Annotated in this window: 8 protein-coding genes; 3 read left to right on the top strand and 5 right to left on the bottom strand. The window is 53.0% G+C overall.

What is annotated here, in order from left to right:
* The first annotated feature begins 312 nt into the window (after positions 1 to 312).
* The 3 genes from CDA56_RS02640 (at position 313) to CDA56_RS02630 (ending at position 2,644) form a co-directional block, all read left to right on the top strand.
* Positions 313 to 1,845: a sensor domain-containing diguanylate cyclase gene (locus CDA56_RS02640; RefSeq protein ID WP_064375742.1), complete on the top strand. Its 1,533-nt coding sequence runs from the start codon at positions 313 to 315 to the stop codon at positions 1,843 to 1,845.
* 172 nt (positions 1,846 to 2,017) lie between these two features.
* Positions 2,018 to 2,323 (top strand): PTS sugar transporter subunit IIB, encoded by a 306-nt coding sequence (locus CDA56_RS02635; RefSeq protein WP_004097653.1) that lies wholly within the window; start codon positions 2,018 to 2,020, stop codon positions 2,321 to 2,323.
* Positions 2,324 to 2,326: 3 nt separating this feature from the next.
* Entirely contained in the window at positions 2,327 to 2,644 is a 318-nt protein-coding gene (locus CDA56_RS02630) for a PTS lactose/cellobiose transporter subunit IIA (RefSeq protein WP_004097651.1), read from the top strand.
* Positions 2,645 to 2,687: 43 nt separating this feature from the next.
* Here CDA56_RS02630 and dcuB read toward each other — a convergent pair whose 3' ends face one another.
* From dcuB to rplJ, 5 genes are all read right to left on the bottom strand, one after another.
* On the bottom strand, positions 2,688 to 4,028 hold the full coding sequence (dcuB, locus tag CDA56_RS02625) for an anaerobic C4-dicarboxylate transporter DcuB (protein ID WP_103815460.1): 1,341 nt from the start codon (positions 4,026 to 4,028) through the stop codon (positions 2,688 to 2,690).
* A gap of 396 nt (positions 4,029 to 4,424) precedes the next feature.
* Positions 4,425 to 8,648 carry a DNA-directed RNA polymerase subunit beta' gene (rpoC, locus tag CDA56_RS02620; protein WP_004097649.1) on the bottom strand — a complete coding sequence of 1,408 codons (4,224 nt, stop codon included), beginning with the start codon at positions 8,646 to 8,648 and terminating at the stop codon, positions 4,425 to 4,427.
* A 76-nt stretch (positions 8,649 to 8,724) separates the two neighbouring features.
* Positions 8,725 to 12,753, bottom strand: coding sequence for a DNA-directed RNA polymerase subunit beta (gene rpoB, locus CDA56_RS02615; RefSeq protein ID WP_004097647.1), 4,029 nt, complete (start codon positions 12,751 to 12,753; stop codon positions 8,725 to 8,727).
* A gap of 325 nt (positions 12,754 to 13,078) precedes the next feature.
* A complete protein-coding gene (rplL, locus tag CDA56_RS02610) occupies positions 13,079 to 13,444 on the bottom strand; it encodes a 50S ribosomal protein L7/L12 (RefSeq protein WP_004097645.1) in 366 nt (121 codons plus the stop codon).
* Positions 13,445 to 13,510: 66 nt separating this feature from the next.
* A complete protein-coding gene (gene rplJ / locus CDA56_RS02605; RefSeq protein WP_004097644.1) occupies positions 13,511 to 14,008 on the bottom strand; it encodes a 50S ribosomal protein L10 in 498 nt (165 codons plus the stop codon).
* Between the last annotated feature and the right edge of the window lie 371 nt (positions 14,009 to 14,379).

Here is a 14,379-nt window from a genome sequence, read left to right as displayed (position 1 = left end):
GTAATTTCTTAAACGTTCTTCATGCACGATCGTAATAAGAGAAACGGGAGATTGTGGCCCTGTTCCCGTTTCTCTATTCTGCCCCTGTCAGCAGCGGACGCTGACCAGGGCGAATATTCACTCTTCCTCCTTTTCGCCCTGCTTCCGCCTCTTCGCTGCAACGGTAATTCCATCAATATCGAATATTAATCAGTCCATATCACAACGTCAGCGTTATAATTACCGGAGTTTTATCTGATTCGCTCAGCAGGCATGCTGGCTAAACCTGCGTCTCCACCCACGGTTTAACGCTTCTGGAACGATTTACGACTCATGGCTCGTCATAATAGAAAGCTCTCTTTCACCACGCCGATTATCATCGGATTTGCGGGTATTTTATTCAGCTTCTTGCTGATAGCGGTGTTTGCCACGACGACGCAGAGGAATGATTTTCTCGAAGATTATCATCATATTAATCGCAATTTTACCCACAATATGGCGACCAACTACACGGAGACGCTGCTGCAGGGCAACGACTTTATCCTCACCCGTGCCGCCACTTTCTTTGCCCGCAACGATGCGCTGAATGAGGCGGTTAACGTCAATCCGGAAAAAGGGTTGATGCAGCTTATGCAGTTGCAAAATATGATGCAGACCGTTTCGTCCATCTCGCTGGCGGATACCAATGGGCACTATCTGCGCGCGCCCGAGGTTCTGGAAACCGAAGATAGCCAGTCCTTCGATGCCAAAACAAGGCCGTGGTTTATTAAGCAAGCGGAAGCCAGTACCTTCAGTCGGTATACCAGCCCGTACAACGACTACTTCACGCATCATCCGACGATTACCGTCTACAAACCCATAATTTCTCCAGAGGGACGGCTAAAGGGCAGTCTCGCGTTTCATCTCGATCTCACCTCAATGGGCTACGCGTTACGGCAGATGGTTGCACCCGTCCAGGGAGAATTTTTTGTGGTGCAACGCGATGGTAAAGTCATTCTCCACCCCGACCCCGGCGCTTTATTTAAACCCTACGTCAGTGAAGCCTTGATGGACAGAATGACCAGCGGCGAAGGCCAGCTTTACGATACCAATACGGACACCTGGTACTATTACTACTCCTTTACCAACCCCGACTGGTTTGTTATTTATCGGGTCGATAACTCGACGCTGGTCAACTTAACGCGCCATGAAACGGATATCGTCGCCTGGAGCTTTGCCCTGGCCGCGATCGTTATCGTGCTGTTTGGACTGTATCTGCGCCATGCTTCACGTACGGTGTTGATGAACATCATCAATGCGATTAAAACCGGGGATGTTCAGCGCGCCCCGCGGCTGGAAGCGATGCTCAGCAAAGCCATCGAGAGCAATAAGCAGCGCGAGTTAACCTACGTTCGCCAGGCGACCATCGACGCGCTAACCGGCTGCAAGAACCGCCGCGCCTTTGACAGCGATATCGCCGCGCTGATGAACGATCATCAGCCCTTCTCTCTTGCGCTGGTTGATATTGATAACTTTAAAACGATAAACGACACCTGGGGTCACCTCAACGGCGATATCGTGCTGCGCAATGTCGCCCGGGAAGGGCTGCAAATCCTCCAGCCCCTGCAAATTTCGCTTTACCGCTACGGCGGCGAAGAGTTTGCGGCGATCTTTACCACCGGACATAGCGATGACGCCCTGATGCTGCTGGAGAGCTGGCGGGCCCGCGTTGCGCTGCGCTCCTGGCGTGAAGAAGGGCTAACGGTCACATTCAGCGCGGGACTGGGGGAATGGAATATGGAGCCCCTGGAGCAGCTTGTCGTACGCGTTGATGAAGCGCTGTATAAAGCCAAGCAGCAGGGCAAGAATCGCATCGTCCGCGCTTAACAGAGCCCACCGTTTCAGGCCTGTCGGACGCGGCTTTTAGCGTTTTCTCCCCCAGAACCGAAACCGGTTTCATTATTTTGTGATGACTTACACACAATCACCGTAAAGCGGTTGTCCCGCCCGCCTGCCCGCGATAAAGATGGTACATCAAGGAACATAAGGGCCAACAATTATGAAGAATATCGTTTTATGCTGTGCCGCAGGAATGTCCACCAGCATGCTGGTTCAACGTATGCAGGCCGCTGCGCAACAAAAAGGCGTGGAAGTCTCCATCAAAGCCGTACCGGTTGCCGAGTTTAAAGATAATCTTGCCGCTGCCGATATTATCCTGCTCGGCCCTCAGGTGAAGTACGAGCAGGCCAAGCTACAGGCAATGGCCGACCCGTTTGGTAAAAAAGTCGCCGTCATCGATATGATGGATTACGGCATGATGAAAGGCGATGCCGTGCTTGATAAAGCCCTGAAGCTGATGGAGTAAGAGATGGAAGATTTAGAAACAATCATCATGGAGCTGCTGGTTAACGCCGGTTCTGCGCGCAGCTCGGCGTTAACCGCTCTGCAGCTGGCGCGTAAAGGCGATTTTGCTGCGGCCGAACAGGCAATGGCGGAATCCCATGAATTCGTCAAGCATGCGCATAAAATCCAGACCCAGCTGATTGGCATGGATGAAGGCAGCGGCAAGCTTCCGGTTAACCTGATTACCGTACACTCTCAGGACCACCTGATGAACGCGATGGTCATTCAGGATCTGGCTACCGACATGATTGAGCTCTATCGCCGAATTCCGCTCGCACAATAACGTCAACGATTTAACAGGCGCCGCTACCGGCGCCCGTATCCTCTTAAAGAAATCCGTACATCGCCGCAAATACCCAGCCAAAGACGCAAGAGACGCTGACGCCAATGAGCCCTGGCAGAATAAAGCTATGGTTAATCACAAAGCGGCCGATATGCGTGGTACCTGAGCGGTCGAACTGAATCGCCGCCAGATCGCTTGGGTAGGTCGGCAGAATGTAATAGCCGTAGCAGGCGGGCGCGGAAGCGACGATGTAGGCGGGATCGACGCCGATCGCCAACGCCACCGGAACGATCGCCGCCAGCGCAGCCGCCTGGGAGTTGACAAACTTCGATACCAGCAGCAGAACGATAGCGTAGGCCCACGGGTACTCCTTCACCATCTCCCCGAGCACGCCTTTAATCTCGGTCATGTGCGCGCCGAACATCGTTTCCGCCATCCACGCGATGCCGTACACGGCAACGATAGCGATCATCCCGGAACGGAACACCTCATTTTTGGAGATCGAAGCCGGATTCGTTTTCGTAATGATGATGATGAGCGCCCCGGAGAGCAGCATAAACATCTGGATCACCAGCACCATCGACAGCGGCTTACCGTCGAATGCCGGACGCAGTTCGGAGAAGGCGCCGAGCAGGGCGACAACCGCGATTGAGGCCAGAAAAATCCACATTGCAACCCAGTTGCTGGTCGGAAGCTTTCTATCCAGCAGCGTGGCCGTGTCCCCGTACACGTAGTGACGGTTTTCCGGTACCGCAATAAAGGCCTGGAAGGTTTCGTCTTTATCGAGGTCTTTGCCGCGAAACCAGCTGAAGATACCAATGGCCAGAATCCCCAGCAGCGTGGACGGAATGGTTATCGCCAGCAGGTCGAGAAATTCAAGGTGCTTGCCGTTAAAGGTAAAGTTGCCAAGCATTGCCACCAGCGAGACGACCGCCACGGAAACCGGGCTGGCGATAATCCCCATCTGCGCGCCGATCGAGCTGGCGGCCATGGGTCGCTCCGGACGGATGTTATTTTTGATGGCGACATCATAAATAATCGGCAGAATGGTATATACCACGTGCCCCGTGCCGCAAAGAATCGTCAGCGTACAGGTGACGAATGGCGCGACGATCGAGACATATTTCGGGTTTCGCCGCAGGAGTTTCTCGGCAATCTGCAGCATCACGTCTAGACCACCGGAAGCCTGCAGCGTCGCCGATGCCGCCACGACGGCGATAATGACCAGCATGACATCGACGGGCGGTTTTCCAAGCTTCAGGTGAAAAACAAAGACCAGGATAACTAGCCCAATGCCGCCTAAAAGGCCGAGCGCAATGCCGCCCTTTCTCGCACCATAGAACAAACAAATTAAGATAATGATAAGTTGTATAGCAAATTCCATACATCCCCCAGAAGCTATCCATTAAATAACGACAATACTCTCCGCTTTGTTTTTATTAGTTCACCTCCTCCATCGCCTTTTAACAGGCGTAACAATCCCCTCGGCTGCGGTAAACCGAAAAGAACCGGGAAAGTAATCACATGATTATTTTAGTTTTTTGACTATATAGCGTTTGCGGTGCTTATTTTTTGACACGCGTAGAATTTTCACCCTTTCATTGAAGATGAAAAACAGTCATGGAAATAAATCATTATAGGAGTGGTTTATATTTGCTAATTAATTGCAGCTATTACATCAATAAAATGTAATAAAAAAGTAGACGGAATAAACTGGCAGGCAATAAAAAAGCCAGTCAGGTGACCTGACTGGCTTTTTGAGCGTTTAGCGAATCAACGATTAATCGTTGTCAGAACCGCCCAGACCCGCGTTCAGCAGTTCTGCCAGGTTAGCAGAAGCTTCTTCCACGCTGACCTGCGGCGCTGCTGGCAGTTCGCCCGCTGCGCGACGGCGCATACGATCCTGGTGGTACGCATAACCGGTACCGGCCGGGATCAGACGACCCACGATAACGTTCTCTTTCAGGCCACGCAGTTCGTCGCGTTTACCCGCAACGGCTGCTTCGGTCAGGACACGGGTGGTCTCCTGGAACGATGCGGCAGAGATGAACGATTCGGTTGCCAGGGACGCTTTGGTGATACCCAGCAGATCGCGGGAGAATGTTGCACCCACTTTGCCGTTCGCTTCCAGATCGCGGTTAGCAATCTTAACGCGAGAGTATTCAACCTGTTCGCCTTCCAGGAAGTCGGAGCTACCGGCGCTTTCGATGGTCGCTTTACGCAGCATCTGACGAACGATAACTTCGATGTGCTTATCGTTAATCTTAACGCCCTGCAGACGGTATACGTCCTGAACTTCGTTAACGATGTAACGAGTCACAGCATGCACGCCACGCAGACGCAGAATGTCGTGCGGCGCTTCCGGACCGTCGGAAACCACGTCACCACGTTCTACGCGTTCACCTTCGAACACGTTGAGCTGACGCCACTTAGGAATCATCTCTTCGTACGGATCGCTACCGTCTACCGGGGTGATAACCAGACGACGTTTCCCTTTGGTTTCTTTACCGAAGGAAATGATGCCGCTGATTTCAGCCAGGATTGCCGGCTCTTTCGGACGACGCGCTTCGAACAGGTCGGCAACGCGCGGCAGACCACCGGTGATGTCCTTGGTACCGCCGGATTCCTGCGGTACACGCGCCAGGGTGTCACCAGAACTGATCTGGACGCCATCTTCCAGCTGAACAATCGCTTTACCCGGCAGGAAGTACTGCGCAGGCATATCGGTGCCAGGGATCAGAACGTCATTGCCCTGAGCATCAACGATTTTCAGCGCCGGACGCAGATCTTTACCGCCAGTGGTACGCTCTGCAGAATCCAGAACCACCAGAGAAGACAGACCGGTCAGCTCGTCGGTCTGACGAGTAATGGTCTGGCCGTCAATCATGTCAGTGAAGCGGACAAAACCACTCACTTCGGTGATAACCGGCATGGTGTGCGGATCCCAGTTTGCTACGGTTTCACCGCCGGCAACCTGCTCGCCATCACCTTTCGCCATAACAGAGCCGTAAGGCACTTTATAGCTCTCTTTGGTACGACCGAATTCGTCGATCAGCTTCAGCTCGGTATTACGGGAAGTAATAACCAGCTTACCGCTGGAGTTCACAACCGACTTCGCATTGCTCAGACGGATGCTACCTTTGTTTTTCACCTGGATGCTGGACTCAGCAGCCGCACGAGATGCCGCACCACCGATGTGGAACGTACGCATCGTCAGCTGTGTACCCGGCTCACCGATGGACTGTGCCGCGATAACGCCGATAGCCTCACCTTTGTTGATGATGTGGCCACGCGCCAGGTCACGACCGTAGCAGTGCGCACATACACCAAAGTCGGTGTCACAGGATACAACGGAACGCACTTTGACGGAGTCAACGGAGTTCTCTTCCAGCAGATCGCACCAGTGCTCGTGCAGCAGCGTGTTGCGTGGAACCAGAATGTCCGCCGTACCCGGCTTCAGAACGTCTTCAGCGGTCACACGACCCAGTACGCGATCGCGCAGCGGCTCTTTAACATCGCCACCCTCGATAACCGGGGTCATGGTGATGCCTTCCAGGGTGCCACAGTCGTCTTCAGTCACGACCAGGTCCTGCGCAACGTCAACCAGACGACGAGTCAGGTAACCGGAGTTCGCCGTTTTCAGTGCGGTATCCGCCAGACCTTTACGCGCACCGTGCGTGGAGATGAAGTACTGGAGTACGTTCAGACCTTCACGGAAGTTCGCGGTGATTGGCGTTTCGATGATGGAGCCATCCGGCTTCGCCATCAGACCACGCATACCGGCAAGCTGACGAATCTGTGCAGCAGAACCACGCGCACCGGAGTCGGCCATCATGTAAATGCTGTTGAAGGAGACCTGCTGCTCTTCTTCGCCGTTACGGTTAATAACGGTTTCAGTTTGCAGGTTGTCCATCATCGCTTTGGATACACGATCGTTCGCCGCGGCCCAGATATCGATAACTTTGTTGTAGCGTTCGCCAGCGGTAACCAGACCCGACTGGAACTGCTCCTGAATCTCAGCAACTTCCGCTTCCGCTTCGCTGATGATCTCGTATTTTTTCTCCGGGATGACCATGTCATCGATACCAACGGATGCACCTGAGCGCGCTGCATAAGCAAAGCCGGTGTACATCGTCTGGTCCGCAAAAATAACGGTCGGTTTCAGGCCCAGAATACGGTAGCAGGTGTTCAGCATCTTAGAGATGGCTTTCTTGCCCAGCGCCTGGTTGACGATGGAGAAAGGCAGACCTTTCGGTACGATCATCCACAGAATGGCACGACCAACGGTCGTATCTTTCAGGCTGGTTTTCGCAACGAACTCGCCGTTTTCATCTTTTTCGTATTCGGTGATACGCACTTTAACGCGCGCATGCAGAGAGGCCAGGCCAGCGCGATAAATACGCTCAGCTTCTTTCGGGCCAGTCAGCACCATGCCTTCGCCTTTGGCGTTAACACAGTCACGGGTCATGTAGTACAGACCCAGTACAACGTCCTGAGACGGAACGATGATTGGTTCGCCGTTCGCCGGAGACAGGATGTTGTTGGTAGACATCATCAGCGCACGCGCTTCGAGCTGGGCTTCCAGCGTCAGCGGTACGTGAACAGCCATCTGGTCACCATCGAAGTCGGCGTTGTATGCCGCACAAACCAGCGGGTGCAGCTGAATAGCTTTACCTTCGATCAGTACCGGCTCAAATGCCTGGATACCCAGACGGTGCAGGGTTGGTGCACGGTTCAGCAGTACCGGGTGTTCGCGGATCACTTCGTCCAGGATATCCCAAACGACAGCTTCTTCACGCTCAACCATTTTCTTAGCGGCTTTGATGGTGGTGGCGAGGCCACGCAGTTCCAGCTTGCCGTAGATGAACGGTTTGAACAGCTCCAGCGCCATTTTCTTCGGCAGACCGCACTGATGCAGACGCAGGTATGGACCTACGGTGATAACAGAACGACCGGAGTAGTCAACGCGCTTACCGAGCAGGTTCTGACGGAAACGACCCTGCTTACCTTTGATCATATCGGCCAAAGATTTCAGAGGACGTTTGTTAGAACCGGTGATCGCACGACCGCGACGACCGTTATCCAGCAGGGCGTCGACCGCTTCCTGCAGCATACGTTTTTCGTTGCGTACGATGATGTCCGGCGCAGCCAGATCCAGCAGACGTTTCAGACGGTTGTTACGGTTAATGACGCGACGATACAGATCGTTCAGGTCAGAAGTCGCGAAACGACCGCCATCCAGCGGAACCAGCGGACGCAGATCTGGCGGCAGAACCGGCAGAACGGTCAGGATCATCCACTCCGGCTTGTTGCCAGACTGTACGAACGCTTCCAGCAGTTTGATACGCTTGGTCAGCTTCTTACGCTTGGTTTCGGAGTTGGTTTCGTTCAGCTCTTCGCGCAGAGTTTCGCACTCTTGCTCCAGATCCATGCTCTTCAGCAGGGCCTGGATAGCTTCCGCACCCATCTTCGCGTCAAATTCGTCACCGAACTCTTCCAGCGCATCCAGATACTGTTCTTCAGTCAGGATCTGCTGGCGTTCCAGGTTGGTCATACCGCCTTCGATAACCACATAGGATTCGAAGTACAGCACGCGTTCGATATCGCGCAGCGGCATATCGAGCAGCAGGCCGATACGGGACGGCAGAGACTTCAGGAACCAGATGTGGGCGGTCGGAGACGCCAGCTCGATGTGGCCCATACGCTCACGGCGCACTTTAGTCTGGGTCACTTCAACGCCGCACTTCTCACAGATCACACCGCGGTGTTTCAGGCGCTTGTACTTACCGCACAGGCACTCGTAGTCTTTTACTGGCCCGAAAATACGCGCACAGAAAAGGCCGTCACGCTCAGGTTTGAACGTACGGTAGTTAATGGTTTCCGGCTTTTTAACTTCACCAAAAGACCATGAACGGATCATGTCTGGCGATGCCAGAGCAATTTTGATCGCATCAAACTCTTCGGTTTTAGTTTGCGCTTTCAGAAACTTTAATAAGTCTTTCACGGATTTGCTCCCGTCGGAGTTAGCACAATCTGGCGCCGGGTCTTACCCCGGCACCAGTGACCTGTTTGAGCGAGAGTTACTCGTCTTCCAGTTCGATGTTGATGCCCAGCGAGCGAATCTCTTTCAACAGTACGTTGAAGGATTCCGGCATGCCCGGTTCCATCTGATGGTTGCCGTCCACGATGTTCTTATACATCTTAGTACGGCCGTTCACGTCATCAGACTTAACGGTGAGCATTTCCTGCAGGGTGTATGCTGCGCCATATGCTTCCAGCGCCCACACTTCCATCTCCCCGAAGCGCTGACCACCGAACTGCGCCTTACCACCCAGCGGCTGCTGAGTAACCAGGCTGTAAGAACCGGTAGAACGCGCATGCATCTTGTCATCAACCAGGTGGTTCAGTTTCAGCATGTACATGTAGCCAACGGTAACCTGGCGCTCGAATTGCTCACCGGTACGACCGTCGAACAGGGTGATCTGGCCGGAAGTCGGCAGGCCACCAAGCTGTAACAGTTCCTTGATTTCAGACTCTTTCGCACCGTCGAAGACCGGCGTTGCGATCGGCATACCTTTTTTCAGGTTTTCAGCGAGACGCATAACTTCTTCGTCAGTGAAGGTATTCAGATCAACCTTCTGACGCACGTCGGTGCCCAGATCGTAGGCACGCTGGATGAATTCGCGCAGTTTGGCGACTTCCTGCTGCTGTTTCAGCATGGCGTTGATTTTCTCGCCAATACCTTTCGCAGCCATACCCAGGTGAGTTTCCAGGATCTGACCGATGTTCATACGAGACGGTACGCCCAGCGGGTTCAGTACGATGTCAACCGGCGTGCCGTTTTCATCGTAAGGCATATCTTCGATCGGGTTGATCTTAGAGATAACACCCTTGTTACCGTGACGACCTGCCATTTTGTCACCGGGCTGAATCTGACGTTTAACGGCCAGATACACTTTGACAATCTTCAGCACGCCCGGTGCCAGATCGTCGCCCTGAGTGATTTTGCGGCGTTTCGCTTCGAGTTTTTTCTCGAACTCGTGTTTCAGTTCGTCGTACTGCTCAGCCAGCTGTTCCAGCTGATTCTGTTTCTCTTCGTCGGTCAGGCCCAGTTCCAGCCAGCGATCGCGCGGCAGCTTATCGAGCTTCTCAGCTTCGATACCGCCGGAGACCAGCACCGCGTAGATACGACCAAACAGGCCAGCTTCGAGGATCTGCAGTTCTTCAGACAGGTCTTTCTTCGCCTGTTTGAGCTGCATCTCTTCGATTTCCAGCGCACGTTTGTCTTTTTCTACGCCGTCGCGGGTAAAGACCTGAACGTCGATAATGGTACCGGAGACACCGTTTGGTACGCGCAGGGAAGAGTCTTTAACGTCAGACGCTTTCTCACCGAAGATCGCACGCAGCAGTTTCTCTTCCGGCGTCAGCTGGGTTTCACCTTTCGGCGTTACCTTACCAACCAGAATATCGCCACCGGTCACTTCCGCGCCGATATAAACGATACCGGATTCATCCAGTTTAGAGAGCGCAGCTTCACCCACGTTCGGGATGTCGGCGGTGATCTCTTCCGGCCCCAGCTTGGTGTCACGAGACACGCACGCCAGTTCCTGAATGTGGATGGTGGTAAAACGGTCTTCCTGGACAACGCGCTCGGAAACGAGGATGGAGTCTTCGAAGTTGTAACCGTTCCACGGCATGAACGCGACGCGCATGTTCTGACCGAGCGCCAGTTCACCGAGGTCGGTAGACGGGCCGTCAGCCAGCACGTCACCGCGCTCAATCGGCTCACCCAGAGAGACACACGGCATCTGGTTGATGCAGGTGTTCTGGTTAGAACGGGTGTACTTGGTCAGGTTATAGATGTCGATACCGGCTTCGCCCGGGTACATCTCGTCTTCGTTAACTTTAATAACGATACGGGAAGCATCCACGTACTGAACGGTACCGCCACGTTTAGCGACCGCAGTTACACCGGAGTCAACGGCAACAGCACGTTCCATACCGGTACCAACCAGCGGCTTATCAGCGCGCAGAGTCGGAACGGCCTGACGTTGCATGTTCGCACCCATCAATGCACGGTTGGCGTCATCGTGTTCCAGGAACGGGATTAGGGACGCACCGACGGATACCACCTGCTGGGTGGATACGTCCATGTAGTCAACCTGGTCGCGGCTGAACAAGCTGGATTCGCCTTTACTACGGCAGGTAACCAGATCTTCTACAAAGTGGCCTTCGTCATCCAGGTTGGAGTTCGCCTGAGCAATAACGTAGTTGCCTTCTTCGATAGCAGACAGGTAATGAATTTCGTCGGTTACAACACCGTCAGTCACTTTACGGTACGGGGTCTCGAGGAAACCGTATTCGTTCGTCTGTGCGTACACGGACAGAGAGTTGATCAGACCGATGTTCGGACCTTCAGGCGTTTCGATTGGACATACGCGACCGTAGTGGGTCGGGTGTACGTCTCGAACTTCAAAGCCTGCGCGTTCACGGGTCAGACCGCCCGGGCCGAGTGCGGAGATACGACGTTTGTGCGTAATCTCAGACAGCGGGTTGTTCTGGTCCATAAACTGAGACAGCTGGCTGGAGCCAAAGAACTCTTTCACTGCCGCAGAAATCGGCTTGGCGTTGATCATATCCTGAGGCATCAGGGTATCCAGATCGCCCAGAGACAGACGCTCTTTCACCGCACGCTCTACGCGGACCAGGCCAACGCGGAACTGGTTTTCCGCCATTTCGCCAACGGAACGGATACGACGGTTGCCGAGGTGGTCGATATCATCGACTTCGCCTTTACCGTTACGGATATCGATGAGCTTCTTCATCACTTCGATGATGTCTTCTTTGCTCAGGATACCGGAACCTTCGATTTCGTCGCGCAGCAGAGAACGGTTGAACTTCATACGACCTACCGCGGACAGATCGTAGCGGTCTTCGGAGAAGAACAGGTTCTCGAACAGGCTTTCAGCCGCTTCACGAGTCGGCGGCTCACCAGGGCGCATCATGCGGTAGATTTCTACCAGCGCGCTCAGACGGTCGTTGGTCGGGTCGACGCGTACAGTCTCAGAGATGTACGGACCGTGATCCAGATCGTTGGTGAACAGCGTTTCGATACGCTTATGGCCAGACTGGCTCAGCTTGGCTAGCAGATCCAGGCTCAGCTCCATGTTCGCCGGGCAGATCAGCTCGCCAGTAGATTCATCAACATAGTCTTTAGAGGCAACTTTGCCAGCGATGTACTCAACCGGAACTTCGATATGTTTGATATCGTCTTTTTCCAGCTGGCGAATGTGACGTGCGGTGATGCGACGCCCTTTCTCAACGTACACTTTACCGTTCGCTTCGATGTCGAAGGAGGCCGTTTCGCCGCGCAGACGCTCCGGTACCAGTTCCATCTGCAGCTTGTTATCGCGAATTTCAAAGACCACTTTTTCGAAGAACAGGTCAAGGATCTGCTCAGTGGTGTAATTCAGCGCGCGCAGGATGATGGTAGCCGGCAGCTTACGACGACGGTCGATACGGACAAACAGGTTGTCTTTCGGGTCGAACTCGAAGTCCAGCCAGGAGCCACGGTAAGGAATGATACGTGCGTTATACAGGACCTTACCGGAAGAGTGGGTCTTACCTTTGTCACTGTCAAAGAAGACGCCCGGGCTACGGTGCAGCTGAGAAACGATAACGCGCTCGGTACCGTTGATAACGAAGGTACCGTTGTCGGTCATGAGCGGAATTTCGCCCATGTAGACTTCTTGCTCTTTAATGTCTTTAACGGTGCCTTCCGGCGCTTCGCGCTCGTAGATCACCAGACGCAGTTTGACGCGCAGCGGTGCCGAGTAGGTCACGCCACGGATCTGACATTCTTTAACGTCAAAAACCGGTTCGCCCAGACGGTAGCTGACGTACTGCAGCTCAGAGTTACCGCTGTAGCTTTTAATCGGGAATACGGAACGGAAAGCTGCTTCCAGACCATACTGCCCTTCAGGATCTTGCTCGATGAACTTCTGAAACGAGTCAAGCTGGATAGAAAGGAGATAAGGTATGTCCAGAACCTGCGGACGTTTACCAAAATCCTTACGAATACGTTTTTTCTCGGTATAGGAGTAAACCATAGGGTTCCTCAGCTCGCTGACAAGTCGACCCATCTGCCCACATAAGGCAGTTTTTTATGCAACACTATTTTGTTGACCGGAAAATGGAACACTTTCCGCAATACCTGTTTCTATCACGCTTAAACCATTTCATTGCGATTTACACAGCTCAGGAGCCCTAACCTGTCGCAGTATATTAAGTCGTCTATAGAAACAAGCATTGTCAGGACAACCAGTAGTCAAACAGTGTGAAATTCTACTGGCGCCTTACAGCGCAAAAAGGCTGGTGACTAAAAAGTCACCAGCCATCAGCCTGATTTCTCAGGCTGCAACCGGAAAGGTTGGCTTATTTAACTTCAACTTCAGCGCCAGCTTCTTCCAGAGATTTTTTCAGTGCTTCAGCGTCATCTTTGCTCACGCCTTCTTTCAGAGCGGCCGGAGCAGATTCTACCAGGTCTTTAGCTTCTTTCAGACCCAGGCCAGTTGCGCCACGTACTGCTTTGATAACGGCAACTTTGTTAGCGCCGATACCTTTCAGAATTACGTCGAATTCAGTTTTTTCTTCAGCAGCTTCAACCGGGCCAGCAGCTACAGCTACAGCAGCAGCAGCGGAAACACCGAATTTTTCTTCCATTGCAGAGATCAGCTCAACAACGTCCATTACGGACATAGCGGATACTGCTTCAATGATTTGATCTTTAGTGATAGACATTTAAATTGTTCCTGAATATCAGAATAAGTTTATACGTAAGCGAATGCTTTACAAAGACAACTGCGATTAAGCAGCTTCTTTCGCATCGCGTACAGCAGCCAGAGTGCGAACCAGTTTGCCAGCCGAAGCTTCTTTCATGGTTGCCATCAGGCGTGCAATTGCTTCTTCGTAGGTCGGCAGAGTTGCCAGGCGGTCGATTTGCGACGCCGGGATCAGCTCACCTTCAAAGGCTGCGGCTTTGACCTCAAATTTTGCATTCGCTTTCGCGAACTCTTTGAACAGACGAGCGGCAGCGCCCGGGTGTTCCATAGAGTATGCAATCAGGGTCGGACCAACAAACGTGTCTTTCAGGCACTCGAAAGGAGTACCTTCAACGACGCGGCGCAGCAGGGTGTTGCGAACAACACGCATGTATACGCCAGCTTCACGACCTGCTTTACGCAGTTCAGTCATTTTGTCTACAGTCACGCCACGGGAATCCGCAACTACTGCAGACAGCGCGCCTTTGGCTACTTCGCTGACTTCAGCAACAATCGCTTGTTTGTCTTGAAGATTTAAAGCCATTAGCTTTGCTCCTGGATGTTTGCCAGAGCTCATGCTCCGGAACTCACTTCACTCTACTCAAAGAGAAGAGCGTCTTAATACGGTGAGCAGAAACAAGCCAGAGTATCCAAAAATAATCTTAGCGTTCTGTCACCGTCTACGCAGGGCATTAAGTCTCTTGCGAAACACCTGCGGTCTTCGACGGAGGCCTGGATAGGCCAGGCTCCAACGAACAAATCTTGTCTATCCGTCGCTATTCAATCTGTGGCGGCATTGACTGCCTTCGTTCACACCAGTCACATAGTTAACTATGCTCCAGGCGATTCACTCATTTGTCGCCTTGCCACAGCCTGAATATCTCGGCTATACGTCTGCTATAAGCAGAATACGTG

Source organism: Klebsiella michiganensis, assembly GCF_002925905.1.
In the GTDB taxonomy this organism is placed as follows: domain Bacteria; phylum Pseudomonadota; class Gammaproteobacteria; order Enterobacterales; family Enterobacteriaceae; genus Klebsiella; species Klebsiella michiganensis.
Note: the sequence above shows the minus strand (reverse complement) of the source record. Positions and strands in the feature narration are given on the sequence as shown.

Bases quoted from the DNA above. Each gene is read 5' to 3' on its own strand.
- CDA56_RS02640 (WP_064375742.1), top strand. From the start codon at position 313: ATGGCTCGTCATAATAGAAAGCTCTCTTTCACCACGCCGATTATCATC.
- CDA56_RS02635 (WP_004097653.1), top strand. From the start codon at position 2,018: ATGAAGAATATCGTTTTATGCTGTGCCGCAGGAATGTCCACCAGCATG.
- CDA56_RS02630 (WP_004097651.1), top strand. From the start codon at position 2,327: ATGGAAGATTTAGAAACAATCATCATGGAGCTGCTGGTTAACGCCGGT.
- dcuB (WP_103815460.1), bottom strand. From the start codon at position 4,028: ATGGAATTTGCTATACAACTTATCATTATCTTAATTTGTTTGTTCTAT.
- rpoB (WP_004097647.1), bottom strand. From the start codon at position 12,753: ATGGTTTACTCCTATACCGAGAAAAAACGTATTCGTAAGGATTTTGGT.
- rplL (WP_004097645.1), bottom strand. From the start codon at position 13,444: ATGTCTATCACTAAAGATCAAATCATTGAAGCAGTATCCGCTATGTCC.
- rplJ (WP_004097644.1), bottom strand. From the start codon at position 14,008: ATGGCTTTAAATCTTCAAGACAAACAAGCGATTGTTGCTGAAGTCAGC.